Origin of the sequence: Coleofasciculus sp. FACHB-542, assembly GCF_014695825.1 — a bacterium.
Classification (GTDB): domain Bacteria; phylum Cyanobacteriota; class Cyanobacteriia; order Cyanobacteriales; family FACHB-T130; genus FACHB-T130.
The window spans coordinates 1-26,420 of record NZ_JACJPB010000007.1 but is presented as its reverse complement, the minus strand read 5'-3'; the positions used below and the strand labels follow the sequence as shown (position 1 = coordinate 26,420).

Below are 26,420 nucleotides of genomic sequence, written 5' to 3'. Positions count from 1 at the left end.
AGCTCCTCTCAAGCCTACGCCCCGCTAAATACAAAGCGAATCGCAGTCACTCAATCCCTGGTCAACTGTTACAGCCTTAATAATAATCTTGGATTCGCCGTCGTAAGGCAATAGCGCGATATGAGAGTTGCGACGATTTGGGATCGCGGTGTTCCGTTCGTCACGGATATCGCCAATCAAAGCGGAATCTCTCCAGAATAGCGATGGCACGTGCGATCGCTTCTCTTACCCTACAGCGTTTGCCAAGCGATCGCGCTTAAATCAACTCTCCCAGATTTCTGAAAATTATGTAAACTTTTATAAATAAAGCAAAACACCAATCAATATCTATGACAACTAATAGTGGATTTGGCAAAGTTCAAAAAACCAAAAAAACTCCCAAAAGCTCCACCAAACGCGCGGAAGCATCCAAGCAGTACGACAAGATGAAGGGGGACGGAGTACCAGAATTCAATATTTACATTCGCATTCAAGGTAAAAAAAACTGGTTTCCAGTCGGTTCCCTAGCGGTGAATCGCACCAGTAAGATTAATCAAGCCATCTTCGACACCCAAGAAGACTTACGCCAAGGAGCCTTCCGTCTATTTCCCGTCCTCCGCAAGAACCAGAACAACTTGGAGTACGGCTATCGCCTCAAGGGTTCTGAATATGCAGACGAGCCAATCCAAGTTGCCGTTCCTCCTCAGCCATCTGTACCAAACGCGATCCAAGCAACGCTCGATAAGCTGAAGAATCGCTTCTCTGCTCTCCTGAAACGCAATTAATTTATTTAGTTGAAGGATGCGATCGTTTCTTCGGATAGCGGCATACATAAAGAGCGATCGCATCCAACTCACTTTTGCCACTGCCAGTTGAGCAGACGCTAAACTTTAAAAGGAACTTGACCCATGTCTTTAAGAAGCGGTCAATACCCTAATACGAAAAACCTCACTCTGAGGACAATCAGGTAGGTTTAAGGTTTCAATGAGTGCCGTGGAGAGGAAGAACACAATTGAACTTCAACCCTGAGCTTTGCCGAAATGAGAGTGAAGTAGAAAGTAAACTCATCGTTCAATATCTGCTGCCACAGCTAGGATATACTCCAGAAACTTGGCATCAAGAGATTGCCGTTGGCAGTATTCGATTAGACTTTTTGGCATTTGCAGCGCAAGTCATCCCATTTGTGTTGGATGACAACTCGCCATTAAGCGTTGTAATGGAAGCAAAGCATCCCAATCAAAACTTAAATAGACATACTGGCAGACTCAAGCGCTACTTAATGAGTTTGAATGTAGAATATGGATTGTTAACGAATGGCAAGGAACTCAGAATTTACAAAAAAAATCAGGATAATATTCAGCTAGTATTTCACTGTTCCGGCAGAGAGATTAGCTCTAAAATAGACATTATAAAAACTCTTATTGGTAGAAATAACTTAAACGAAAAAACTACTGAAGATCCAACCCATATCAAAATTAATCTTGAAAACACTCAAAATGAACCTTCGAGAGAAGAAAAAACCTTACAGCCTGAATTAACTAATTCTCAACCCAGATCCACACCAATTATTCAACAAGAAAGGCAACATACTGTGAAAATAATTGCGGTTTACCACAACAAAGGCGGCGTAGGCAAGACAACAACTGTAGTCAACCTAGCCGCTGCTATCAGAAAGAAAGGCAAAAAAGTCCTTATTGTTGACTTAGATAGTCAAGCTAACACTACCTTTGCCGCAGGTTTAGCAAAATTTGATGATGAAGAACTAGACGATCTAAAAGATTGCAATGTTCGTCATTTATTGCAGTCAGAGGATTTTTACGCCATCAACGAAGTTGCTAAAAAATCTCAATATACTAACCCGGAAATTGATGTATTGCCTTCCCACATCAGTTTAATGCAATACGAAACTGAGCTAAATCAACAGGATTCCAGTAAGGTAATGCTCCTGCAAAAACTGAAAGTAGTAGAAGCTCAATATGATGTTGTAATTATTGATACACCACCATCATTAAACCTTTATGCGAGAATTGCCCTAATTACAGCCGACTATCTAATTATTCCTTCGGATCTAAAACCATTTGCGAATCAAGGGTTATTAAATGTCAAAGAATTTGTTAAAAAAAATAATGAATTCAGAAAATTTTTTAATAAGCCACCCATTGAAATATTAGGCGTTCTTGCTAGTAAAATATCTACGAATTCAAGATTTGTACAATATACCTTACCACGGCGTTTAGAAGTGATTCCCAAACGCTATGGTTTAAACGTAATGGAAAGCGTTATTTATGAAAGAGAGGAGCTGGCAAAGTGTACCGAAAAAGTTCAGATTGTAGGTAACATGGAAATACCAGATCCAATCTCGGTGCTTGATTTCAAGCCGGATTCTACCTCCGCTCAGGAATTTAATTTACTAGCAGAAGAAGTTTTGCGAGAAATAGGACTAACTGCATGAAATTATCTACTTCGCTCGTAGGAGTAAAAAAAATTAACTCTAATGTTCCCCGTTCAGAATTCTCAGAGGATGAGTTAAATCAGACTGCTGAGTTAATTTTAAAAGCTGAAGGTATTATTAATCCCCCAGTTATTCGCAGAACTAGCCTAGAATCCTATGAGGTAGTTAATGGACATTTTGAATACTACGCCGCTGTTAAGGCTCGTGAGATAGATCCTCGTAAAGGAGAAATGATTGGAGCTTTCATTATTGAATCAGAAAATGAGGGAGTTCTCATGGATCAGGTTAAAGTTCTGAGAAATCGAGATTTTAATAATGAGTCACCAGTTGCTGACACACAGCCTTTAAATAGGGTTGAGTCATCAAATGAAGTAATACAACTTGAAAGTATATTGCCTGAAATTGAGAGTTTGATAGATAGAAAAATTCAACTTATTAGCAACAGGCTCAGCGAACATATTAATGAATTTGTTAAAAAAATTGAACCAATCCTGAACAAGCCAGAAAAAGGAGGAACCAAGAAACCTGATAAGACTCCGTCTAAAAAATCGGGTTACGCTGGAAAGACAGTTCCGGAGCTAAAAGCGATCGTGATAGAACGAAATATAAAGATACCTTCAAAGATTAAAAAAGATGACATTATTGCAGCTCTTGAAAAAGCTGATGTCAGCCAAAAGTAACTAATAACCTCATTATTTCACTTGGCGCAACGCATTAAACGCAGCGCCTCGCCAGTTAACTGCTAATAGCGATCGCTCCAATTAACTTCCTCATCAATTAGCCGCTTCTCGAACTTGCTCAGCGTAATCTTTGGGGCGAATTTTACGAAAAGTTTGAAGAGCGAATTGCCGCAAGCTGGTAGGCAAATAAGACAGCACGATCCCAAACGTTGCTTGACGCGAACTTCCCAAAATTTGACTAGATTCTTGCAAAAGTTTGCGTCCTTCTAAAGTTTCGCCATTTTCAATCAGTCTTAAACCCAGCGCTTTCCGGGTTCCGGCAAGTTTATTTAATCGGGCTTTTTCTAATTGCTGCTCCGGGAATTTGTAACTATTTAGGCAGAAGGATTTTGCTTTCAAAAAGTGAATATTTTGTTTTAGGCTGGTTTGCCCCCCGTGCATTCGATATTCCATGAGGAATTCTGGTAGGAAGTATCCATTCTTGCCTGCGATCGCTAACCTCACCAGTAAATCAAAATCCTCACAGCCATCTGCTTCAGGACGCATATAATCCACTTCCTTCAAACACTCCATCCGAAAGAGGGTGGAACCAACCTGCAAGCTTTGTTTTTGGAAAGTTTCTGTAATCAGATCGGGAATTATTCCCTCTTTGAGTTTGTCCTTTTCCCATTTGGCAGAATTCTCTAAAGTAGCTGATTCATTTCTTTCGCTTTTGGCATCTATAATCCAGTGGTTTGTACAAACAAAATCTATTGTTGGATTAGCGTCTAAAACAGCTACCGTTTTTTCTAAAAATTCAGGCGTTAACGCATCATCATCGTCAAATTTAATAAAATAAGTTCCACCAGCGGCATCAAAACCTGAACGCATATTTCGACTGCGCTTAATATTAACCGGGTGCCGGATATAGCGAATTCTCGGATCGTTCCATTGACTCACTACTGCTGGGGTGTCATCAGTAGAACCATCGTCACAGATGATTAGTTCAAAATCTGTATAAGTTTGAGCCAGTACGCTATTTACTGCATAAGGCAACAAATTAGCTCGATTGTAGGTAGGGATGGAAATGCTAACTTTGGGCATAAGCTGAAGTTGTTGTTACTGGTTAGTTTTACGCAGTAGAGACACGCTCTGGCAAGTCTAGTATGAGGCGAAAGTCTATAGTATCGATATTATCCCTCTCCGTAAAATCTAACCAAACGCTCAGTCTACGATGAAGATTTTAATGCTCTCTTCCACCTTTCCCTATCCGCCAACACGGGGGGGAACGCAAGTAAGGACGTTTAATTTACTCAAGTATCTCAAGTCTAGCCATGCGATTACTCTAATTACGCAGCGTAGTGGAGATGTTACGGACGAAGAAATAAAAGGACTACAAGAGTGGGTGGACGAGTTGGTGGTTTTCCCCCGTCCACGGGAAAATTCTCAAGGAGGAGTGTTGGGGAAGCTGCGGCGCTTCAGTACGTTTTTGCAGGAGGGAACACCCCCCAGCGTGCTGTCTCTCTACTCGCCAGAGATTCAGAAATGGGTGGATGAAGCAGTCGCTGCTGGCAAGTTTGAGGCGATTACTTGCGAACATTGCGTGAATGAAATCTATGTGCGCCCTGAGTGGCGGCGCAAGGATGGGAAAACCTCAGCGCTGCGGACGCTGGTAAATATTCATAGTTCTGTCTACGGGACGTGTAAGAACCAGCTAGAAACGGGGACATCTGAGAAGCCATTACGAGACAAGCTGAATTTGCCGCTGTTGCGCCGCTATGAGCAGCGCTACTGTTCTAAATTTTCGGCAATTGTGGTGACGACGGAGGAAGATAAGCAACAAATTCAGGAATTTAATCCCAACGCCCAAATTCAGGTGATTCCGAATGGGGTAGATTTTACTCAGTTTCCCATGCGTTCTGCCGATCCGGGAGGACACCGATTAATTTTTGTTGGGGCGATGGATAACACGCCGAATATTGATGCGGTGCGCTTTTTTAGTTTGGAGGTGTTCCCGGAGGTTCAGAAGCGATATCCGGATGCGACGCTGGAATTGGTGGGCGCTCGTCCTGGAACGGAAGTTGTAGATTTAGGGAAGCGTCCTGGGATTACGGTTACGGGGCGTGTACCTTCAATGGCAGAGTATTTGCACAAGTCTTGCGTCTGCGTGGTGCCGATGCGGACAGGATTTGGGATCAAAAATAAAACGTTGGAGGCAATGGCAGCTGGGGTGCCCGTAGTGGGGAGCAATCGCGGTTTGGAAGGATTAGCAGTGGACGGGGAAAGCGTGCCGTTACGCGCGTTACGCGCTAATCGGGTGGAAGAGTATGTGGATGCGATCGCTAAGTTGTTTGAAGATGCGGATCTCAGAGAGCAGTTATCGAAAAATGCGCGATCGCTCATCGAAACAGAATACACCTGGGAAAGCGCCGGATCCCGTTACGAACAGGTACTGCTTTCACCTTAAATCCCTCGTTAACGGGGAAAGTCGGATTTCTCCCTCCCCGTACCTTCCTCTATTCCCCGCTAGTGAGGGAAGACAAGCAAGAAGGAAGGATTAAATGTTTCCAAGTAAGCTTTATGCCGCCTTAGCCCCAGGGCGTCCTCGCTTCGACAGAAGTTAAACCCTAGCGCTGGTACCACTCCTCTCAACCTAGTAAGAAGCGGTCAGGAGGGGTCGTCCGCGTCTCTAAGCATCGTCAGGATTAAGCTGCATCATTTTCCAGGTGGTAAAAGTTCCAACCGGACTCCACAACACATAGGGAACTAGCAACAGAGACGCCCAACCAGAAATTGGTAAGACTGTTAGTGCCAGAATTAGACCTAAAACGGAACCAATTGCGCCAATAATCGTGCCAACTTTGAGACTGCGTAGCCTCAACATCATTGGGTTATAGGCGACAATTGCAATTTCTACTAAAAGATAGAACGCCATTAGTCCCCAATTTTTGGTGCGTTCCCAAACAATATAAGCTGACCAAGCACCGCAAATAAAAACGACTGTCCAGATGAGCGGAATTAATGGCTCAAATGTTAACCACCTCGGTCGTTGCAGGCGTTTGAACCACTTAACATCATTTGGCGTAATGATGTTACTCCCCATCGCCACTAAAAGAGTCACGCCCCCAATCACCATCCAAGATTTAATAACCATTCCCCTTCCCTTCGCTCCACCAGACCTGCTAGCCCTTTGTAGCGATTGTGTCAAGTTCAGGAGGAAGCTGTAATCACCCCCTAGTCTGAAACTAGATAGCGATCGCGCTTAATTAATGTTCTGGGGAGTTGGGGAATGCGTTGCTGCTGACGCAGTCGCATCGCTTACGCACTTTCACACGATTACTAACGACTTATCTTCTTCCCAACAAAGTAATGGCTCAAGTTTCCCTGTTTCTGTAAATGTTCTAGCAGCCAGCAGGCATCGGAGCAAATCCACACACATCTTGGCGGGATAAATCCCTTCTTGTCCACCCACAACTAGCTTTTCTGTTTCATCTGGTTTTGATGGCTCAATTAACACATGAAAGTTAAGGTTATCAAAAGTTACAGTAACAATATATTTCCCACCTTTACCACCTCCAATACTCATGTAAGTCTCATCATCAGCACCCAATGTAACTAAAGTTCTGCTTTTGCCATCTAACTCGCGGATAGCTGCTTCTATGGGACGCCAATGTGGGCTTTCAATTAACTGACTTTCATTTCTGTTCCCAACCCATTTTTCTGTAGATAGGTCGAATACAAACTTTGTAGCCTCTTTTTGTTCCTCAGTTTTCCAGTGAGAAAAACCAAGTAACTCTGCAATGCCAGAATTTATCAAAAAAGCTTGCCGTTCAGCATGGGTCATAATCCTATTTGTTCCCACGCGGATTTGCTCAGGAGTCAACAGACGCCGGGATTCCCCATTGTCTTTCATGTCTTCTACAGAAGGCTGCGGCGTTGTCTCGTGAGAATTTGAACACATATCCGTCATCTCCTGGGGCAATGCTTTTTGCTCCGACATATTGCATCTCAATGATGTCTCTATAGTAGTCAAAAGCTGAATCTAGAGACACGAGAAAGATAGGCGTGTCGCTTCCACCTCCCGAACAATACCGCAAACTTACTTGTGTTGCATACCAGATTAGCCATTTCCCTATTGGTTCAATTAGGCGGTTAGCAAGCTTCCCTCTGCTAATAGGATTAGCTTCTAGATGCTCAATTTCTAGTGTCTCAGGGGAATCAGCATAGAGATTAACTCCATACCTAATTAAGCCCCAGACTTGCTCCTCATACACCAGTTTGACAATATTTTGCACCTCAAAGTCGGTACGTTGCCATAACTCTTGCCAGCTAAAAGTCCAATTATTCGGCATATCCTCCATTCTGGCAGGGGAGATAACAGCCTCTTGTTCGCCAGCAGCTTGAGTCAGAACTCGCACCCGATACGAGCCGATGTCTATTACTTTACGCATGGTCATGTTTCAATGTGGCTACCTGTGAATTACTTTATTTAGGTAGTTCTGGTCGTAAGCTTACTGTGTTTGCTACAGCCCATTGATAGCTAACGCTTAGTTAGCGAATTGATAGCTAACGCTTAAATAGCGGACAGCAAAAAAAACTTGCGAGTATCGGCTTCATAGCAGGTTGATTGCTGACCTCCACAAAAAAATAAACCAAATGTAGTACAGGATATTAATTTTGGGAATAATTAGTTAGAGTCAACTTTCCAACGAAAAAAAAGATATATGGATGCGACCGAACTTCTGAAACGCTACGCGGCAGGAGAAAGGAGTTTTCCTTTTGCCAATCTAAACAACGCTGATCTGAGTGGTGCCAATCTAAGCAACGCTGATCTGAGTGGTGCCAATCTAAGCAACGCTGATCTGAGTGGTGCCAACCTAAGCAACGCTGATCTGAGTGGTGCTAATTTTGGACATGCTTACCTAGCTACCGCCAATTTGAGTCATGCGAACTTAAGTGATGCCAAACTAATTTATGTAAAATTGCAGGATGCTAACCTAAGTTATGCAAACCTAATCGGTGCTAACTTGAGTTTTGCGGATCTCAGTAGGACTAACTTATGTTTTGTAAACGCTCCTCAGACAGTTCGTGGTTTTTATAGGATAATAAGAGCTGCGAAACAAGCAATTTATAAGCTAAAAAAGCTCTCTTATATTAAGGAGAGTAATGATTTTCTAGAAGAAATTAACCTTGACGATTATACAGATTTTACAGGAGCAAATTTGACAAATGCTAATTTATATGGTGCTTTTCTAACAAATGCAAACTTTAGCGGTGCTAACTTGTCTAATATCTGCTTAATTGAAGCTGATTTAACTGGTGCTGACTTAAAGGGAAACAATTTACATCGCGCTAACTTAGCTAATGCAAAGCTAATTAAAGCAGACTTACGTGGAGCAGATTTAAGTGATTCCAACTTAGCAGGAGCTGATTTAACCGATGCACAACTAGAAGGGGCGAATATTCAAAGAACAATTTTAGTGAAAAAAGCCGGTTTTACGGAAAACATCAATGTATTCGCTAAGAATACTCAAAATTTATTAACTTTTATCACTGAAGACAATGAAGAGCAGGCTAAGACATCTTTGATATTACCTTTTATTAAATTATTAGGTTATAACATTCATGATCCAGAAGTAGTCAAAGCAGAATCGAAGGCTGATTATGCAAAAAAGAGGAGAGCCGGTAAATATAAAAGGGTTGATTATGAGATATTTATCGGAAGCGATCCTGTTATGTTAATAGAAACCAAAGCTGTAAAACAAGTTTTAGACGATAAAGACGGTCAGCTAGCTAACTATTTCTCTGCAAAAATAAGAGATGGAGGTAAAGTAAAAATTGCCATTATTACAAATGGAGTTACTTACAAATTCTTTAGTGATTTTGATAAGCCTAATGTCATGGATAATCATCCTTTTTATAGTTTTGATGTTTTAAGATATGAGCCAAAAGATGTTGAGCTAATTCAATTATTTTGCTCTCATAAATTTAATTTAGATATTATTAAGTCTAGATTTACAAAATGAAATTATTTGAATTTGACACTATAACAATGTACGAATTTAAACGGTTTTGGGTTGATGAATATAATAATGTTTAGTAGAAATGGTTATTCAACTATAATATCTTCTCCCTCAGCCAAGCTCGAAATGATTTTAACAGCGCAATTTCCCCGATGGTTTTACTTTGCTCAATAAATCTGCTTATTTCAGTTACTGATACTAGGGGAAAGACAATGCTTAATTCGCACTCAATATATTTTCCTTCTGTTAGCTGATAGAATTTTAAAACTCGCCCGTCATATCTCCAAAGTTCAGTGACCCCCAACGCCGAGTAGATATCAAACTTGTTAACAGAACTGCTGGTAATATCGATTTCAATTGCTAAATCTGGCGGCGGATCGGTTTCTAAATCGAGTTTTTGCTTACCTCTGACTGCTAGTTCGTTTTGGATATAGTAACAATTATCTGGTTCTATGCCTCGACTGGCTATTTGTCGCTTCAAAGTAGTAGAACCAGCACTTTTAATTTCTATTTCTAATTCTTCAGCTATGACTAAGATTAAACGGTCAAATTGTATTTTGGGGTTTTCATGTTCAAAAAGCGGGGTCATAAGTTCTAGAGTGCTTCCGTCATAAGCAAACCGCCAGCCTCTATCTTCACCTGTTTCCCTTAGCAAGGCTTCTAGAGTTTCCCAGCTAATGTTGGGTAGGACAGTTCTTTGTTCTGCTGGAATAGAGGTGGTAATCATACTTTGAATTACTCAATTTTCTAGCATTACACTTGAAGGGGTGGTTGAAACCGCAGCTACACAGACAAAACCTGCCTACGCAGGTTTCAAAAGTTTAAGGTTTTGTAAGTCCGCGCAGGCGGACTTAGTTTGTGTAGCCGCGAATTACATTCGCCAAGCTTAAGGGCGGTTGAAACCGCAGCTACACAAACAAAACCTGCCTACGCAGGTTTCAAAAGTTTGAGTTTTTGTAAGTCCGCGCAGGCGGACTTAGTTTGTGTAGCCGCGAATTACATTCGCCAGGGCTTAAGTTGACTTAGCCAAAGATACTGCCAAAAAATTCGACAGCTTCTTTCAAAGATGCGATGAAAAGATCAATCTCTTCGCGGGTGTTGTAGAAATACAAACTTGCCCGTGCAGTAGATTGTACTTTTAGGTAACGGTGTAGAGGTTGAGTGCAGTGGTGTCCGGCGCGAATGGCGATGCCAGCTTGATCTAAAATAGTGGACAAGTCGTGAGGGTGGACATCTCCAGCGGTGAACGCAGCGAGTGCGGCTCTACCTTCTCCGGTGCTGGTGGGTTGTGGCCCATAAGTTTTGATTTCTGGGATTTGCTGCAACTGTTGGAAGAGATAAGCTGTTAATTCGGCTTCGTAGGTATGGATGTTGTGCATACCAATGCCACTAAGATAATCTACAGATGCACCGAGCGCGATCGCTTCCCCAATTGATGGCGTTCCGGCTTCAAACTTATGCGGTAAATCTGCATAAGTAGCATGGTCGAGAAACACATCGGCAATCATCTCCCCACCGCCTAAGAAGGGAGGCATGGAACGCAGTAAGTCTAACTTACCGTAGAGGAAGCCAATCCCAGTCGGAGCGCACATTTTGTGTCCGGAGGCGACTAGCCAATCGCAGTCTACCGCTTGCACGTCTAACACCATGTGAGGTGCAGCTTGGCAAGCGTCAATTAAGACTTTGGCACCGTATTTGTGAGCAATTTCGGTTATCGATTTAACTGGGTTAATACATCCCAACGTGTTAGACACGTAAACGGTGCTAACCAGTTTAGTTTTGTCAGAAATTAGAGACTTGAAGTGTTCTAAATCAAAAATTCCGTCTGGTGTTAGTTCTACAAATTTCAGCACCGCGCCTGTTTTTTGCGCCACGAACTGCCAAGGAATTAGATTGCTGTGGTGTTCCATTACGGAGAGGATGATTTCATCCCCTCGCTGCAAATTGTTCATTCCCCAACTGTAAGCGATTAAGTTAATCGCTTCTGACGCATTGCGGGTGTAGATAATTTCTTGACGCGAAGCAGCATTTACAAAAGCAGCAACTTTGTCTCTAGCACCTTCGTAGGCATCTGTGGCTTTGGCGCTAAGAGTGTGAACGCCCCGATGTACGTTGGAATTGTACTGCTCGTAGTAATCCCGAATTGCGTTTAGAACTGCCAAAGGTTTTTGAGATGTGGCAGCGTTGTCTAGATAAACTAGGGGTTTACCGTTGACTTCTTGGTGCAGAATTGGGAAATCTGCACGGACTTTATCGGCGAGTGTTCTATCTTTGGTAAGAGTCATTGGTAATTGGTAGTTGGTAATTGATGATTGGTAATTGGTAACTGGTAAAAGTTATTTCTTCAAAATTCCATTACCCATTACCTCTTACCGATTCCACACTATTCGACTGTTCTACAAGCAACACATTGAGAGAGGCTTGTTTGCAAAGAAGCGATGGGAATCTGGTTGATAATTTCTATAGCAAAAGCGTCAACTAACAAGTTGTTAGCACTCACTTTGTCTAAACCGCGACTTTGCAGGTAAAAGACTTCCTCATCATCTAACTGACTTACCGTGGCACCGTGAGTACATTTCACGTTATCGGCAATGATTTCTAGTTGGGGCTTGGTATCGACTCTCGCTTTAGGCGACAAAAGCAAGTTACGATTTAATTGTCCCGCATCCGTCAATTGTGCTGCTTTAGCAACTAAGACTTTACCGTTAAAGATGGAATGAGCCTTGTCAGCCACGATACACTTTTGTAGCTGGCGAGTTGTGCTGTGGGGATGGTTGAGAATAATCGCGCTGTGAGTATCGCCAATCTGTTCCCCCGAAATCATAGTTAAACCATTGAGGGTGGTTTCAGTTTGTTCGCCCAACTGATAAATTTCTAAGTTGTGGCGCGATATTTTGCCACCCAAACTCACTGCATTGCAAGTGTAGCGGCTGTTGCGGGATTGCGCGATCGCACTCTTGCCAATATGAAACGCTGCGCCACTATCTCGTTGAATCCGGTTGTGGCGAACTTCAGCATTTTCTTCTACCCAAATCTCTGTAACCGTATTGATTAAATACGGATGAGTTTTATCCGCACACCAGTCGCCGACTGGCAAATAATCTTCTATGAGAGTTACTTGAGAGTTCGGTTCAGCGACGACCAAACAGCGTGGCTGAGTAATAGTAGGGCGATCGCTAAAAGTAGATAGAAACAGCAAATGAATCGGTGTTTCTACTACCACATTCTTCGCTACCCACACTACAGCAGCATCCGTTAATCCTGCCGTATTTAAAGAGGTGAATACCTCATCAAAACCCTTTTGCTGGGCGAAATAATTACCGATCCGAGTGCGATAAGTGATTGGCAGTTGGGCTAAGTTTCTAGCAAATACCCCATCTGGCAGATTAACAACAGAGGACAGCGCCGGTGCATAAACACCGTTCACGAAAACCAGACGACTTTCGGCTGCTTCTGCTAAAGTTAACCCTTCAATGGCTGACTGGGGTACATCCGCAGATTTCGCAGCTTGGAAAGACAACTTCAAGAGAGGCGAGATGTCAGTGTTGCGCCACTCTTCATCGCGAGTTGTGGGAAACTTGAGATGAGGTAGCCAGGAAGCCGCGCGATCGCGTAATTCTTGCAACCAGCCAACCATTTCTGGATCGAGTACCTGTAATTCTTGACTGCGAGACAAGTTTAACAACTCAACCAGCTTGGCATCTCGATTAGTTGCAGCAGACTTTAACCCAACTTCTTCTGGATTGGGGATAGAAGTTACTTGAATTGTCATTTTGCGCCCACCTCAGCTGCTTCTTCTTCCCTTACCCACTCATAACCGCGAGATTCCAATTCCAACGCCAATTCTTTACCACCACTGGTAATAATTCGTCCGGCTTCCATGACGTGAACGAAATCTGGCACGATGTAATTCAGTAGTCGCTGATAGTGAGTAATCACCAGCATCGCATTCTCTGCATTTGCTAGCTGATTCACACCATCCGCCACAATCTTCAGCGCGTCGATATCCAACCCTGAATCTGTTTCATCCAAAATTGCTAACTTTGGTTCTAGCAGTGCCATTTGCAGAATCTCGTTCCGCTTCTTCTCACCACCCGAAAAACCTTCATTCACACTGCGGCTAAGAAAAGCAGGATTCATCTTTACCACATCCAGCTTTTCATGCACCAACTCATCAAAATCAAAAGCATCCAACTCCTCTAATCCCTCAGCCTTGCGACGGGAATTATAGGCAACTCTGAGGAAATCCACATTACTAACACCAGGAATTTCCAAAGGATATTGAAACGCCAAAAATATCCCAGCCCTAGCACGTTCTTCGGCTTCCATTTCCAGAAGATTTTTCCCCCGAAAAATTACCTCGCCGCCCGTCACCTCATACGCCGGATGTCCAGCCAAAACCTTAGAAAAGGTGCTTTTTCCAGAACCATTTGGTCCCATAATGGCATGAATTTCTCCCGCCTTTACTTCTAGATTCAAACCCTTAAGAATCGGAGTTTCATCAACATTTGCCGTGAGATCCCGAACTGATAGGATCACCTCACTATTTTCAATAATCATCTTTCCTCTCTTCTTCCTTTGTGCCCTTAGCGTCTTCGCGGTTTTTTATTCTATTTCAGCCTAAAAGTAGGCAACGCCCGCCTTACCTTTTTGAGTAAAGAAATTCAACCGTGGATAAACACAGATAAACACGAATGATTTATCGGCATTTATCTGTGTTTATCTGTAGTTTCATTTATCCCACACTGCCTTCTAACTTCATGCTCAACAACCTATCAGCTTCAACAGCAAATTCCATCGGCAGCTGATTAAACACATCCTTACAGAAGCCGCTAATCATCATCGAAATAGCATCTTCTGCCGAAATGCCCCGCTGTGAGAAAAAGAACAGCTGTTCTTCCCCAATTTTCGAGGTAGAAGCTTCATGCTCCACTTTTCCAGTGTTATTCTGCACCTGGATATAGGGGAAAGTATTCGCTTGGGCATTATCGCCAATCAGCATCGAGTCGCACTGAGAATAATTTCTCGCACCCTTTGCCTTGGGGCCAATTTTCACCAAACCGCGATAGCTATTTGCCGACTTACCCGCCGAAATTCCCTTGGAAATAATCGTGCTGCGGGTGTTTTTGCCGATATGCACCATCTTGGTTCCGGTGTCGGCTTGCTGCATATGATTCGTGAGGGCAACGGAGTAAAATTCACCCACAGAATTATCGCCAACTAACACGCAGCTTGGGTATTTCCAGGTAATCGCGGAACCCGTTTCTACCTGCGTCCAAGAAATCTTAGAATTGACTCCCTGACACAGCCCGCGCTTGGTGACAAAGTTGTAAATACCGCCTTTGCCGTTTTCGTCGCCAGGGTACCAGTTTTGGACGGTGGAGTATTTAATTTCAGCGTTGTCGAGGGCAACCAGTTCCACGACAGCCGCGTGCAGCTGGTTGGTGTCAAACATCGGTGCTGTGCAGCCTTCCAGATATGACACAGAGCTGCCTTCTTCGGCAATAATCAGCGTGCGTTCAAACTGCCCCGTATCTCCGCTGTTGATGCGGAAGTAGGTGGAGAGTTCCATCGGGCATTTGGTGCCTTTGGGGATGTAGACGAAGGAACCATCGCTGAATACGGCTGAGTTAAGGGCGGCGAAGTAATTATCGGCTACTGGCACAACGCTGCCGAGGTACTTCTGCACCAGTTCGGGGTGTTCCCGCAAAGCTTCGGAGATGGAACAGAAGATCACGCCGTCTTTGGCTAGCTTCTCTTTAAATGTTGTGGCAACTGAAACACTATCAAAGATGGCATCTACGGCAACGTTAGACAACCGCTTCTGCTCTGAAAGCGAAATCCCTAGCTTCTCGTAGGCTTCTAACAAAGTTGGATCGACTTCATCTAGGCTACCCAGCTTTTTGGGCTTTTGCTTCGGCGCGGAGTAGTAGATGATGTCCTGGTAGTCAATAGCCGGATACTTGACATGAGGCCAAGTTGGTTCGGTCATTTTCAACCATTGCCGATAGGCTTTGAGGCGAAACTCTAGCATGAACTCCGGTTCTTCTTTCTTGGCGGAGATCAGGCGAACAACGTCCTCACTGAGACCGCGAGGAATGCTATCTGTCTCAATGTCTGTGACAAAGCCGTACTTATAGGGCTGATTGACTAAGGTTTTGACGCTAGCAGTCATAGAAAAAAGTGTTCTCGCGTGTTTGTTTCGGACAAATCTCTCAGGATGGCAGGCTCAGGGCATGGGCGTCCAGAGTAGATCGCCCAGTCAAACTGCAATTACAATAGTAAAACAACAGGCTTGTTGCTTTACTTAATTCTATTTTAAAATACTTTAGCAACATAGATGTTGTCAAAGTCCAGTAGGAATTTTACCGCAAGACGATGGCGATTACTCAGCAGCCTTCCACCAAACAGGACATCTTGCAACATTTACTGAAAACAGGTCAAGCCACGGCTCTGGAGCTGGCTGACGCCTTTGAGGTAAGTCCGCAGGCGATTCGGCGTCATCTGAAGGATTTGGAGACAGAAGGGCTGATCGTCCATCAATCGGTGCCTGCGGCGATGGGACGCCCGCAGCACGTCTACGAGCTGAGTCAAGAAGGGCGCGATCGCTTCCCTAGTCGTTACGGAGAGTTTGCCGTTGATTTCCTAGACACCTTGACAGAAACGCTCGGTTATGAGCAAGCAAGTACCGTGTTGCGAAAGCACTGGGAACGCAAGGCGATGGAATATCGAGTCAGGCTGGGTAAGGGAAATTTGCGCGATCGCGTTGCCAAATTAGTCGAACTCCGCAAAGCTGAAGGTTATATGGCAGAGTGGTATCCTCTGGAGGAAAACGATACTCAATTTATATTGGTAGAGCATAACTGTGCCATTTCCCACGTCGCCTCGTCTTTTCCCAGCGTTTGCGGACATGAATTAGAAATGTTTGCTGCTGCCTTGCAAGATTGCAAAGTGGAACGGACGCACTGGATTATTAACGGAGAACATCGCTGCGGCTATTTAATTAAGGAACAGTAACTAAAAATATTTATGACTCAACCACAGCAGCCATCAGAACAATTTTTGACATACGAAGAAGCGGTTAAGGTAGATTCAGCACTGCTACAAACTCATGAAAAATTTATAACAAGATTAACTATTTCATCCTTAAGAGTGTTGAAACACATCGCGGAAGAGCACAGTGTTGCTATTGAAGATTTAACACCTGAGCAGATTATCACTTGGTTTGAGAAGGATTCAAAAATTAGGCGCGAACAGGGAAGCGATGCCGCATTTTTGAAGTGGTAAAAGGCTAAAAATGAGCAGATAATAGCGTATTAAATAGCCCATTACTGGCTTAGATATAAAGCTGATAAAACTAATGTTTTCCAGCTTTTAGTTAGCTGGAAATTAGCGAATATGGCTGACAAAGAACAGGATATAGCGTCTCTGATTTCGAGGATTGAGCGGCTGGAAAATGAGTTAAATGTCCGCAAGCAAAACATTACCTGGCTTAAACACTATTTTGATGAACTAAAAAAACAATTCGACACTCGACCTGAGTTGCAGCAGCTCGCACAGCTATCTGAGCAAGTCGCTTCTTTGCAACAGCGCCACGAAGCTCCTACACCGCCAATAATTCCACCGTCTAGCGACGAATCGGTGGTAGATACATCTGATAGTTTAGCGAATGCGAATCTTTTTGAAACTGAGCAAGATGAGAAAATTGATCCATCTACTCAACATGAGCAAGCAGTCACGGTTTTAAGCGATGAAAAATTCAAAGTAGCAAAAATGACTATGCTACTAGGATATTTTGGAGATATGCTGCTAATCGAAGCTTATCTATCTGAAGAAAAGAGTCAGGAAAAGCCTATCAGTGCTGAAGAATTTTTGAAGCGCTATAACGAAGGAAAAAGAGATTTTATTGGTATTAACCTAGCTGGAGCAAATTTAAGTGGAAGCGACCTGAGATATGGTTCCTTCAATCTGAGTAACGCCAACCTGAGTAGAGCTGATCTGAGTAATATTTATTGGGGTTCTGCCAACCTAAGTGGAGCTAATCTGAGTAATTCATTGCTATATGAGGCAAATCTGTCCTTAAATGTTAATTTGAGCAAGGCAATTCTGGAGAATGCAGACCTTCATAAAGCAGATTTGAGTTCGGCAAATCTACATCAGGCAAATCTACGCAAGGCGACTCTCAGTGGAGCCAATCTGCAAGGGACAGACTTAAGCGCAACTAACCTAAGCGATGCAAACTTGTCTAAAGCATCTTTGAAAGCAGCCAAATTGATGAGAGCTAACCTGAGTAATGCCAATCTGAGTCGAGTTAACTTATTTGGGGCAGATATTGAAGGAGCAAATCTTCAAGGAGCCAATCTAAACCAAGCCCTTTATAATAACGCAACTTGGTTCCCTACAGGATTTAACCTTTTGGAAACAGGTGCTTGCTTGATTGGTTCGGGTGCTTCACTTCAAAAAGCGAGTTTAGCTGGTGCTGACTTAAGTGAAATTAACCTAAGTGGAGCAGACTTGCAAGGAGCAAATCTAGCAAAAGTAAACCTGAGACAAGCCAATTTGAGTGGAGCCAACTTGAGTGAAGCCAACTTGAGTGAAGCCAACTTGAATCAAGCGAACCTGACTGATGTTAATTGGCATGGGGCAAAGCTTCAAGGGGTCAATCTGAATTCCATAAACTTGAGCTGCGCCAATTTGAGGCAGGTTAATCTGAGTAAGGCAAGTTTAAGAAGTGCCAACCTGAGCGCCGCTGACTTAACTGAAGCAGATTTGCGAGGAGCAGAACTTGTTTACGCCGACCTGCGTGGAGCAGACTTAGCTTTAGCAGACCTCCGGGCAGCAGATTTGCGGAATGCCAATCTATCAGGAGCAGGCTTGAGTGATGCCAATTTAGGTGGAGCCAACCTAGATGGAGCAAAGCTCAGTGGTGCCATTATGCCTGATGGTAAGGCTCATGAATAGACTTTGCTAAGGTACACCTAAAAACATCGTTATACCAAAGGTGGTTGTATCCTTAACTCAGATAGTCGGAGAAAACTACTTTGAGTCTAAAGCTTTATTTCCTCCGCCACGGACAGACAGACCGCAGCCGAGATAATGTTTTCTGCGGTTCCATAGATCCAGATTTGACAGCAGATGGTCTAGAGATGGCAAAAGCTTTTGCTGTTACCTATTCTTCCCTACCCTGGAATGCTATTTTTTGTAGTCCGATGCGGCGTACCGTAGCAACTGCAAAACCGCTGTGTGAAGCTGTGGGGATGCAGATGGAATTGCGGGACGGTTTGAAAGAGATTAATTATGGCAAGTGGGAAGGAAAAACGATAGAAACAGTTGACCGCGAGTATCACGATGATTATATTCGCTGGACTGCCGATCCGGCTTGGTATCCGCCGACTGAAGGAGAATTAGCGGTAGCGATCGCTCACCGTTCGTTACAAGTGATTGAAGAAATCAAGCAGCGGTTTAACAACGGCAATGTTTTGATTGTTGCACACAAAGCGACTATCCGAATTATGCTGTGTAGCTTGCTGGGAATTGATGTCGGACGCTTTCGTTTTCGCTTGGGATGTCCGGTGGGTTCGGTCAGTATAGTGGAGTTTGGCGCTCATGGGCCATTACTTCATGCTTTAAGCGATCGCATTCATTTAGATGAGCGTTTGCGTACCTTACCCGGTACATGATTTGTTTGTAAGTTACCTAGTGATTAGAAATCACGGCTATACAAACAAAGTCTGCTTTCGCAGATAGCATTAAAACCTGCGTAGGCAGGTTTCGTCTGTGTAGCCGCGAATTTTATTCACCAAGGTATATTAATGTAAGATAATTTCTCTATGATTCCTATTATTTCTACAGTACCAATTCAACAATTAGCTTCAGGCGATTGCCTCTCGATTCAAGTTTATAAATTTATCGGTGCTAACCCTGGTAAAAAAACATATTTACAAGCCAATCTGCACGGTGCAGAGATTGTTGGCAATGCTGTCATTCACCAGCTAATCGAGTTTTTGATTAGTATCAATGATACTCAGCTCAATGGCGAAATTTGGCTAGTTCCTGTTTGCAATCCCATCAGTACCAATCAGCGGACTCATTATTTTTCCACAGGTCGATACAATCCCAGCGATGGCAAAGACTGGAATCGCATTTTTTGGGACTATGAAAAGGAATGTGAAGATTTAGAAGACTTTGCAAAATCTCATATAAATCTTGAAGTTGATGCTATACAGAACGAATATTTTAAGCGTATTAAAACAATTTTTGATAAGCTTTTAGAAAAACTCAATTCTCCCAGTGGAGCGCCTTTTAATGAACGATACCGCTATCAATTACAATCTTTGTGTCTAGATGCCGATTATGTAATCGATATCCATAGCTCGTCTAATCAAGCGATAGATTACTTATATGGCTTCCACCGTAGGGAAGAAAGTGCCAAGTATTTTTTACTTGAGCATGAAATTTTACTGAATGAATATGATGGAGATGCTTTTGATGAAGCTTTCCTAAAGCCTTGGTTAGCCTTAGAAAATCAGCTCGAAACTCTAGGAAAACCGATAGTCTTTGATAAAGAATCTTGGACGCTAGAACTGGGTTCGGGAATGCAAATGAATCCAGAATCAGTTGAAAAAGGAGTTCAAGGCATCAAAAATTACTTAGCCCAGAAAGACATTTTATCAATTCCTGATTTTCCTTTACCGCAAACGGCATCCCACAAAGTAACTTTTGTTTCAAAAAGCACCCTAAAAAAATATTATGCGCCTAGGGGAGGAATGATCCAATCGAGAGTCAAACTAGGTGCTTCAATCGAGGCTGGGGAAAGGCTATATCAAATTATTAGCTTTAATAAAGAGGAATTACCAAAATTAATTGATGTTTGTGCGGAGAACGCTGGTTTAGTCTTTGATATTTCAACCAATCACGCAGTTAACGAAGGAGAGTATGTATTATCAGTGATGTAGGGGTTTTTAAAAACGCAAACATCATGGAAGATGGGACGACGACAAACGCAGCAATTAATAAAGGCGAGGGAAATATCCTAGACGAGTCAGCATTTTTTAGCATTCCGAAAGCACCGGAAGGATATAAGTCGGGCTTTATTGGGATTATCGGACGCCCCAACGTGGGTAAGTCTACATTGATGAACTATATGGTAGGGCAAAAAATTGCCATCACTTCGCCAGTGGCGCAGACGACGCGCAACCGACTGCGGGGTATCCTGACGACGCCAGAAGCACAGATGATCTTTGTCGATACTCCAGGAATTCACAAACCGCACCACCAGTTAGGAGAGGTGTTGGTGAAAAATGCCCAGATTGCGATTGAGTCGGTGGATTTGGTGCTGTTTGTGGTGGATGGAGCGGTAGACTCTGGAGGAGGCGATCGCTATATTGTCGATATTCTTAGCCGCACCAAGACGCCAGTCATGTTGGGGATGAACAAAATCGACCTGCGAACCTCAGATTCCCCACAGATCGATGAGAGTTATACGCAGCTAGCTGAACCCTACAACTGGCCGATTGTGAAGTTCTCTGCCCTCACCGGAGAGGGAGTTGAGGCGTTGCAGCAATTACTCAGCGATCGCCTAGAACCAGGGCCATACTATTATCCTCCTGATTACGTTACCGACCAGCCGGAACGCTTCATCATGGGGGAACTGATTCGAGAACAAATTTTGCTGCTAACCCGCGAAGAAGTTCCCCACTCAGTCGCCGTTACGATTGACATGGTGGAGGAAGAACCGACGATTACTCGCCTTCTCGCGACTATCTACGTTGAACGCGACTCGCAAAAGGGGATTGTGATTGGCAAAGGCGGAACGATGCTCAAAGCGATTGGTAGCGCTGCCCGCGAGCAAATCCAAAAGTTAATTGCGGGGAAAGTTTATTTAGAGTTGTTTGTGAAAGTGCAGCCGAAATGGCGGCAGTCTCGACTACATTTAGCAGATTTGGGGTACAAGGTGGAACGGGAATAAACCGCGAAGGCGCGAAGGACACAAAGGAAGAAAAAGAAGCGTTTTCTTCTCTTTCTTCCTTCGCGCTCTATAGCGCTAACGCGCATGGCTTTGCTAGCGCATCTTGGCGGTTCCTCAAATCCCCAAACGTTGATAAATCTCGTCTAAATGCTGCAAATGATGCTGGGGAGCGAAACACGCCTCAACTTCTTCTGAAGAAAGATGCTGTGTAACGCGGCTGTCTTTAGCAATCAAATCGTGGAAATCGCCATCGGTTTTATTCCACGCTTGATGAGCGCAAGACTGCACCGTTGCATAGGCGTCCTCGCGGCTCATTCCTTTTTCTACCAGCGTGAGCATGACTCGCTGGCTAAAGACGACACCGCCGTAGCAATTCATATTCCGCTCCATGTTTTCGGGATAAACCAGTAGGTTTTTCACCAAATCGGTTATTTCCGCTAACATGAAGTGCGTTATCGTGCAGGAATCAGGCAGGATCATCCGTTCCACGGAACTGTGAGAGATGTCCCGTTCGTGCCAAAGGGCGACATTTTCCAAAGCTGCAACAGCGTGACCCCGGACAACTCGTGCCATCCCTGTCAGTCGCTCCGAACGAATCGGGTTGCGCTTGTGCGGCATCGCAGAGGAGCCTTTTTGTCCTTTAGAGAAGAATTCTTCAACTTCTAGGACATCTGTGCGTTGCAAGTTGCGAATTTCGACGGCAAATCGCTCAATTGAGGCAGCCACTAAAGCCAAAGTTTGTACAAAATCGGCATGGCGATCGCGCGAAATTACCTGCGTCGATGCTGTATCCGGTTCAAGCCCCAGTTTTTGGCAAGCGATCGCTTCAACTCGCGGCTCAATATTGGCGTAGGTTCCTACTGCACCAGAAATCTTACCAACGGCAATTTCTTTGCGAAGACGCTGGAGGCGATCGCGGTTTCTCAATACTTCCGCCAACCATCCCGCCAGCTTAAAGCCAAACGTAATCGGTTCCGCGTGAATGCCGTGCGATCGCCCAATCATCACCGTATTCTTATGCTGCTGCGCCTGCTGGCGAATTGCTGCAATCAAATCTTCCACCCCTGCCAGCAACACATCCAAGCTGGCTACCAGTTGCAGCGCCAAAGCTGTATCCAGCACATCCGAACTGGTTAATCCCAGGTGAATATAGCGCCCCGCGTCGCCTACATATTCATTGACGTTTGTCAAGAACGCGATCATATCGTGGCGGACTTCAGCCTCAATTTCTAGCACCCGCTTCGGGTCAAAATTAGCCTTCGCCTTAATTTCCTCTACCGCCTGGGTTGGAATATAACCCAGTTCAGCTTGGGCTTCACAGACTGCAATTTCAACCTGGAGCCACGTCTTCAGTTTATAGGTGTCAGTCCACAGGTTGCCCATCTCAGGCAACGTATAACGCTCGATCACAGCAAGTGTCGCAGAATACAACCGTTTTATTGTACAACTGACGGTCAGATATGCCGCGACTCAAAAAATGCTTCTTGTCGAAAAATCCCTAATTTGATTTATTAAGGAGTTAAGGATGACTTGTAATTTTCTCAATTTGAATTCTTTATCTGTCTTTTTAGTCACCTCGGTAACAGTAACAGCAATTATCAGTACTGCACCTTTAGTAGCGATAGTAGCGATCGCCGATCCATCAGAAAATTACCAGGCGCAGGGTAGCAATTCTAACAAGGCGATCTCGCACTACGCACGAGGGATTACTCTTTATGACAAAGGAGATAAGCAAGGAGCCATTGAGGAGTTTAACCAGGCACTTCAGCTTAATCCTAATTATGTTGCAGCTTACTTATATCGAGGTAAGTCCCGCCAGGATTTAAAAGATTATCAGCAAGCAATTGAGGATTACAACCAAGTAATTCAGCGCAACCTTAATTATGTTTTAGCTTACTTAGAGCGAGGTACTTCCCGTACATTTCTGAGAGACTATCAGGGAGCAGCAGAAGACTATAGTCAGGCAATCCGCCTTTCCCCAATGAATTTCTTTGCCTACGATTATCGAGGATTGGCTCAGCAACGGCTTGGAAATTATCAAGAATCAATCAAAGACTTCGATCGAGCTATCGAAATTAATCCTGATTATGCCTACGGTTATTACGACCGAGGAATTTCTCACCGCAGTTTAGGAGACAAGAAAAAGGCATTTGAGGATTTTCAAAAAGCTGCTAACTTGTTTCAGCGGCAAGGAAATAAAGAACAGTATCAAAACCTGCTGGAAGAAATTAATAAACTAAGATTCTAATGCATATCTTGTGCCTTTTTCAGGGCAAAAAATCATCTTAATTACTGCATTCTATCGAATGTGCAATACTAAATTGCTTCGGCAACATAATGGGTCTTGAGGTCTTCATCTCCGTTGAAATGGCAAAATTAAGGTTAATCCAAAAAAATGCGATTGCTAACCTCCCTTTACCACTACTTCTTTATCTATAAATCTGTTCGTTCGTGCTGGTAATCGTCGCGCACAAATCACTTCATTGTTAACAGAAACAATCTCTAGACCCCTTCTGGCTTGCGACAGATGATGGCATGAGGACACTCCTGTTCGATGAGGGCTTGGACAATGTTCCAATCTCCACCTGCAAGCCCACAGGACATACCATAAGGGATATAAACCGGAAGAGTATTTTCGGTTGACCAATCATTGATTTGCTTCAGTCCCGTCCGCACCGCTTCATAGTCGGTGTAAATAATACCTTGAGCAGGCTTAACACGACCATAGTTCCACTGTCCTGCCAAGTTGCAAACGTATAAGGGTGCATCTGTAACCTTGACAAATTGCACCATTCCCAACTGCCATTGACCCTTATACTTGCGATAGTCTTCGTAGACAATAGGCCAGCGATCGCGAATTTGTAGAGCCAAACCTGCTCCCATGCGTCCCTGACAATTCACCTGATGACAGATAACGCCACGCTCTACTTCAAGAATGTCCTGGCTTATTGTTTCCATATCACTGCATTCTATCTATCGTGCGGTACTGAATGGCTTCGGCAACGTGGTGGGTTTTGAGGTTTTCATCACTAGCTAAATCGGCAATAGTACGCGCTACTTTTAAAATGCGATCGCTGGCTCTGGCTGATAACCCTAATTTGCGAATGGCTGCTTCTAATAAGTTGCGAGAAGCATCATCCAGTTGACACCATTGCCCCAAATGACCACTTTGCATCTGAGCATTGCAACGCACTGATGAATCGCCTTTAAATCGAGTATGAGCGCGATCGCGTGCTGTTTCCACTCTCTCTCTTACAGGTGCTGATTCTTCCCCAGTCGGTTGTTGCGTAATTTCCTCTGGCTTGAGGCGATTCACTGCAACTTGCAGATCGATCCGATCCATCAAAGGCCCGGAAAGCTTTGCCCAGTATTGTTCTCGCTGCCGAGGAGAACAGGTACAAGCTTGAATCGTATCGCCATAATAACCGCACGGACAGGGATTGGTACTGGCAACTAAAGTAAACTGAGCCGGAAACATCACCGATTGGCGAGTGCGGGAGATAGTGACAAAACCATCTTCAAGCGGCTGACGCAAGAATTCCAGCACATCTCGCTTAAATTCTGTAAGTTCGTCCAGAAATAAAACGCCCCGATGCGCTAAAGATATTTCTCCCGGACGCGGAAAACTACCGCCCCCGACGAGGGAGGGGCCAGAAGCGGAGTGGTGAGGACTGCGGTAAGGGCGATCGCTTACTAGCGATCCTCTATTCTTAAGTAACCCTGCAACCGAGTGAATTTGAGTCACTTCGAGAGCTTCGTCAAAGCTTAACGGCGGTAATATCCCCGGTAAGCGCCGCGCTAGCATCGTCTTCCCACTTCCCGGTGGCCCGACAAATACTAAGTTATGTCCACCAGCCGCCGCAATTTCTAGGGCACGGCGGGCAAAGCTTTGTCCTTTTACATCCTTTAAGTCTGCACTGCTGAAGTGGGTTTTGGCTAACTCCTCTCGACCATCCACCTGCACTGGCGAATAACGCTCTGGCTCATTGAGAAAATCAGCCACTTGGGACAGATTTTTGAAACCGTAGACTGCTAGACCTTTGACAACAGCTGCTTCCCGCGCATTATTAGCTGGAACGACTAAACCTGCGATTCCCATTCGTTGGGCAGCGGCGGCAATTGGCAGCACCCCGGCAACCGGACGAAGACTTCCATCTAGGGAAACTTCCCCTAAGAATAAATAATCTCCTAACAACTGGGCACTCACCTGCTCAGACGCCGCCATGATGCCCACACTGATGGGCAAATCAAAGCTGGGGCCTTCCTTTCGTAAATCCGCAGGTGTCAGATTTATGACAATTTTTTTCATCGGAAAGGCATAACCCGCATTCTTCAGTGCCGCCTTCACCCTCTCCTTCGACTCCTGAACTGCGGTGTCGGGCAATCCCACCAGCACAATTCCCGGCAATCCTCCCGATACATCGACTTCAACCCCCACCTTCACCGCATCGATACCGACGATAGATGCACTCCAAACCCTAGCCAACATGGCAATCTCGCCCCACTTTTGTTTGATAATGCTGTTGATGTTCGCCCTAATCCAAACCCGGTTTCTGAATGAAAACGGGTATGTAACAAGTTTTATGAGAAGCCAACCAACAGAATCTTTTATTAGAGTTCCCGCGATCGCGCTTAGCTTTATCGTTCGGGCTTAAAATGGCTGCAAGCACAGCTAATCACCGAAATAACCAAGCAACATGAGTGAAACGACAGGAACCATCTTCAGCAAGATAATCCGCCGCGAAATCCCCGTAGACATTGTGTATGAGGATGACCTGGCACTTGCCTTTAAAGATATTCAACCCCAAGCCCCCGTTCACATTCTCGTGATTCCCAAGCAGCCGATTCGCCAGCTTGCTGATGCCGATTCTCAGGATCGGGACCTAATGGGTCACTTGTTGCTGATTGTTAAGAATGTTGCAGAAAAAGCCGGACTCGACAACGGCTACCGCGTTGTCATTAACACCGGCTCGGATGGGGGGCAAACCGTACCCCATCTACATTTGCACATTCTGGGCGGACGCCAGATGAAATGGCCTCCAGGCTGAATCAGGAAGCCGAAAAAATTTTTGTTGAAAAAGCTTTACAAAACTCAATAGATGAGTTAATCTTGAAAACAAGGTAGAGAAATTACTACCTCGAACCTAGAAAATTCAAAGCAATCATAAAAACATGACCACAACCTTACAAAGACGCGAAAGCGCCAACGTATGGCAACGGTTCTGCGATTGGGTCACATCAACCGACAACCGCCTGTATGTAGGCTGGTTCGGCGTTCTGATGATCCCAACCCTACTGTCTGCCACCATCTGTTTCATCATCGCCTTCATCGCCGCTCC

26 protein-coding genes and 1 pseudogene are annotated in these 26,420 nt (G+C 44.3%); 14 read left to right on the top strand and 13 right to left on the bottom strand.

Annotation, left to right across the window (positions count from 1 at the left end; all coding sequences use genetic code 11):
* Window positions 1-24: 24 nt before the first annotated feature.
* Complete coding sequence (locus H6F52_RS25420) at window positions 25-210, bottom strand: hypothetical protein (protein WP_190412091.1); 186 nt, start codon at window positions 208-210, stop codon at window positions 25-27.
* A gap of 119 nt (window positions 211-329) precedes the next feature.
* On the opposite strand from H6F52_RS25420, the gene H6F52_RS00840 reads away from it, so the two are divergent.
* The 3 genes from H6F52_RS00840 (at window position 330) to H6F52_RS00830 (ending at window position 3,111) form a co-directional block, all read left to right on the top strand.
* On the top strand, window positions 330-764 hold the full coding sequence (locus tag H6F52_RS00840) for an HHL1-like protein (protein ID WP_190531297.1): 435 nt from the start codon (window positions 330-332) through the stop codon (window positions 762-764).
* A gap of 227 nt (window positions 765-991) precedes the next feature.
* Complete coding sequence (locus H6F52_RS00835; protein ID WP_190531295.1) at window positions 992-2,431, top strand: AAA family ATPase; 1,440 nt, start codon at window positions 992-994, stop codon at window positions 2,429-2,431.
* Window positions 2,428-3,111: a hypothetical protein gene (locus tag H6F52_RS00830; RefSeq protein WP_190531293.1), complete on the top strand. Its 684-nt coding sequence runs from the start codon at window positions 2,428-2,430 to the stop codon at window positions 3,109-3,111. Before H6F52_RS00835 ends, H6F52_RS00830 begins: the two co-directional genes overlap by 4 nt.
* Before the next feature lie 93 nt (window positions 3,112-3,204).
* On the opposite strand, the gene H6F52_RS00825 is transcribed toward H6F52_RS00830, so the two are convergent.
* A complete protein-coding gene (locus H6F52_RS00825; RefSeq protein WP_190531291.1) occupies window positions 3,205-4,194 on the bottom strand; it encodes a glycosyltransferase in 990 nt (329 codons plus the stop codon).
* A gap of 130 nt (window positions 4,195-4,324) precedes the next feature.
* Between H6F52_RS00825 and H6F52_RS00820 the strand changes: the two genes are divergently transcribed.
* Entirely contained in the window at window positions 4,325-5,557 is a 1,233-nt protein-coding gene (locus tag H6F52_RS00820) for a glycosyltransferase family 4 protein (protein WP_190531289.1), read from the top strand.
* A 222-nt stretch (window positions 5,558-5,779) separates the two neighbouring features.
* On the opposite strand, the gene H6F52_RS00815 is transcribed toward H6F52_RS00820, so the two are convergent.
* The 3 genes from H6F52_RS00815 to H6F52_RS00805 form a co-directional block, all read right to left on the bottom strand.
* Window positions 5,780-6,244, bottom strand: coding sequence for a TspO/MBR family protein (locus H6F52_RS00815; RefSeq protein ID WP_190531287.1), 465 nt, complete (start codon window positions 6,242-6,244; stop codon window positions 5,780-5,782).
* Between the two features lie 174 nt (window positions 6,245-6,418).
* The gene (locus H6F52_RS00810) at window positions 6,419-6,934 is read right to left on the bottom strand and encodes an Imm1 family immunity protein (RefSeq protein ID WP_190531285.1); all 516 of its coding nucleotides are present in this window, start codon (window positions 6,932-6,934) and stop codon (window positions 6,419-6,421) included.
* Between the two features lie 28 nt (window positions 6,935-6,962).
* Window positions 6,963-7,541, bottom strand: coding sequence for a hypothetical protein (locus H6F52_RS00805; RefSeq protein ID WP_190531283.1), 579 nt, complete (start codon window positions 7,539-7,541; stop codon window positions 6,963-6,965).
* Between the two features lie 273 nt (window positions 7,542-7,814).
* Between H6F52_RS00805 and H6F52_RS00800 the strand changes: the two genes are divergently transcribed.
* Complete coding sequence (locus H6F52_RS00800) at window positions 7,815-9,116, top strand: pentapeptide repeat-containing protein (RefSeq protein ID WP_190531281.1); 1,302 nt, start codon at window positions 7,815-7,817, stop codon at window positions 9,114-9,116.
* Between the two features lie 91 nt (window positions 9,117-9,207).
* On the opposite strand, the gene H6F52_RS00795 is transcribed toward H6F52_RS00800, so the two are convergent.
* The 5 genes from H6F52_RS00795 to sufB form a co-directional block, all read right to left on the bottom strand.
* On the bottom strand, window positions 9,208-9,840 hold the full coding sequence (locus H6F52_RS00795) for a Uma2 family endonuclease (protein ID WP_190531279.1): 633 nt from the start codon (window positions 9,838-9,840) through the stop codon (window positions 9,208-9,210).
* A gap of 295 nt (window positions 9,841-10,135) precedes the next feature.
* Complete coding sequence (locus H6F52_RS00790; RefSeq protein ID WP_190531277.1) at window positions 10,136-11,398, bottom strand: SufS family cysteine desulfurase; 1,263 nt, start codon at window positions 11,396-11,398, stop codon at window positions 10,136-10,138.
* 98 nt (window positions 11,399-11,496) lie between these two features.
* Complete coding sequence (gene sufD, locus H6F52_RS00785; RefSeq protein ID WP_190531275.1) at window positions 11,497-12,885, bottom strand: Fe-S cluster assembly protein SufD; 1,389 nt, start codon at window positions 12,883-12,885, stop codon at window positions 11,497-11,499.
* On the bottom strand, window positions 12,882-13,673 hold the full coding sequence (gene sufC, locus H6F52_RS00780) for a Fe-S cluster assembly ATPase SufC (protein ID WP_190531273.1): 792 nt from the start codon (window positions 13,671-13,673) through the stop codon (window positions 12,882-12,884). The genes sufD and sufC overlap by 4 nt, the downstream gene beginning before the upstream one ends.
* A gap of 175 nt (window positions 13,674-13,848) precedes the next feature.
* Window positions 13,849-15,288 (bottom strand): Fe-S cluster assembly protein SufB, encoded by a 1,440-nt coding sequence (sufB, locus tag H6F52_RS00775; protein ID WP_190412101.1) that lies wholly within the window; start codon window positions 15,286-15,288, stop codon window positions 13,849-13,851.
* 203 nt (window positions 15,289-15,491) lie between these two features.
* Between sufB and sufR the strand changes: the two genes are divergently transcribed.
* The 6 genes from sufR to era all read left to right on the top strand — a co-directional run bounded on the left by sufR (window position 15,492) and on the right by era (window position 21,081).
* Window positions 15,492-16,130 carry an iron-sulfur cluster biosynthesis transcriptional regulator SufR gene (gene sufR, locus H6F52_RS00770; protein WP_190531271.1) on the top strand — a complete coding sequence of 213 codons (639 nt, stop codon included), beginning with the start codon at window positions 15,492-15,494 and terminating at the stop codon, window positions 16,128-16,130.
* Between the two features lie 12 nt (window positions 16,131-16,142).
* The gene (locus H6F52_RS00765) at window positions 16,143-16,400 is read left to right on the top strand and encodes a hypothetical protein (protein WP_190531269.1); all 258 of its coding nucleotides are present in this window, start codon (window positions 16,143-16,145) and stop codon (window positions 16,398-16,400) included.
* Between the two features lie 111 nt (window positions 16,401-16,511).
* On the top strand, window positions 16,512-18,074 hold the full coding sequence (locus H6F52_RS00760; protein ID WP_199300281.1) for a pentapeptide repeat-containing protein: 1,563 nt from the start codon (window positions 16,512-16,514) through the stop codon (window positions 18,072-18,074).
* Between the two features lie 80 nt (window positions 18,075-18,154).
* Window positions 18,155-18,793 (top strand): histidine phosphatase family protein, encoded by a 639-nt coding sequence (locus tag H6F52_RS00755; protein WP_190531267.1) that lies wholly within the window; start codon window positions 18,155-18,157, stop codon window positions 18,791-18,793.
* Window positions 18,794-18,943: 150 nt separating this feature from the next.
* Window positions 18,944-20,068, top strand: a complete 1,125-nt coding sequence (locus H6F52_RS00750) for a succinylglutamate desuccinylase/aspartoacylase family protein (RefSeq protein WP_190531265.1) — start codon at window positions 18,944-18,946, stop codon at window positions 20,066-20,068.
* Between the two features lie 23 nt (window positions 20,069-20,091).
* Window positions 20,092-21,081, top strand: a complete 990-nt coding sequence (era, locus tag H6F52_RS00745; protein WP_190531263.1) for a GTPase Era — start codon at window positions 20,092-20,094, stop codon at window positions 21,079-21,081.
* Between the two features lie 114 nt (window positions 21,082-21,195).
* On the opposite strand, the gene purB is transcribed toward era, so the two are convergent.
* Window positions 21,196-22,491, bottom strand: a complete 1,296-nt coding sequence (purB, locus tag H6F52_RS00740; RefSeq protein WP_190531261.1) for an adenylosuccinate lyase — start codon at window positions 22,489-22,491, stop codon at window positions 21,196-21,198.
* A gap of 115 nt (window positions 22,492-22,606) precedes the next feature.
* Here purB and H6F52_RS00735 point away from each other — a divergent pair, with 115 nt between their 5' ends.
* Entirely contained in the window at window positions 22,607-23,329 is a 723-nt protein-coding gene (locus H6F52_RS00735) for a tetratricopeptide repeat protein (protein ID WP_190531259.1), read from the top strand.
* Window positions 23,330-23,583: 254 nt separating this feature from the next.
* On the opposite strand, the gene H6F52_RS00730 is transcribed toward H6F52_RS00735, so the two are convergent.
* Window positions 23,584-24,039: an Appr-1-p processing protein gene (locus H6F52_RS00730; protein WP_190531257.1), complete on the bottom strand. Its 456-nt coding sequence runs from the start codon at window positions 24,037-24,039 to the stop codon at window positions 23,584-23,586.
* A gap of 1 nt (window position 24,040) precedes the next feature.
* Window positions 24,041-25,570, bottom strand: coding sequence for a YifB family Mg chelatase-like AAA ATPase (locus H6F52_RS00725; protein ID WP_190531255.1), 1,530 nt, complete (start codon window positions 25,568-25,570; stop codon window positions 24,041-24,043).
* A gap of 208 nt (window positions 25,571-25,778) precedes the next feature.
* On the opposite strand from H6F52_RS00725, the gene H6F52_RS00720 reads away from it, so the two are divergent.
* Together H6F52_RS00720 and H6F52_RS00715 are read left to right on the top strand one after the other, a co-directional pair.
* Entirely contained in the window at window positions 25,779-26,129 is a 351-nt protein-coding gene (locus H6F52_RS00720; protein ID WP_190531253.1) for a histidine triad nucleotide-binding protein, read from the top strand.
* Window positions 26,130-26,253: 124 nt separating this feature from the next.
* Window positions 26,254-26,420 (top strand): annotated as a pseudogene (locus tag H6F52_RS00715) (photosystem II q(b) protein); the annotation flags it as partial.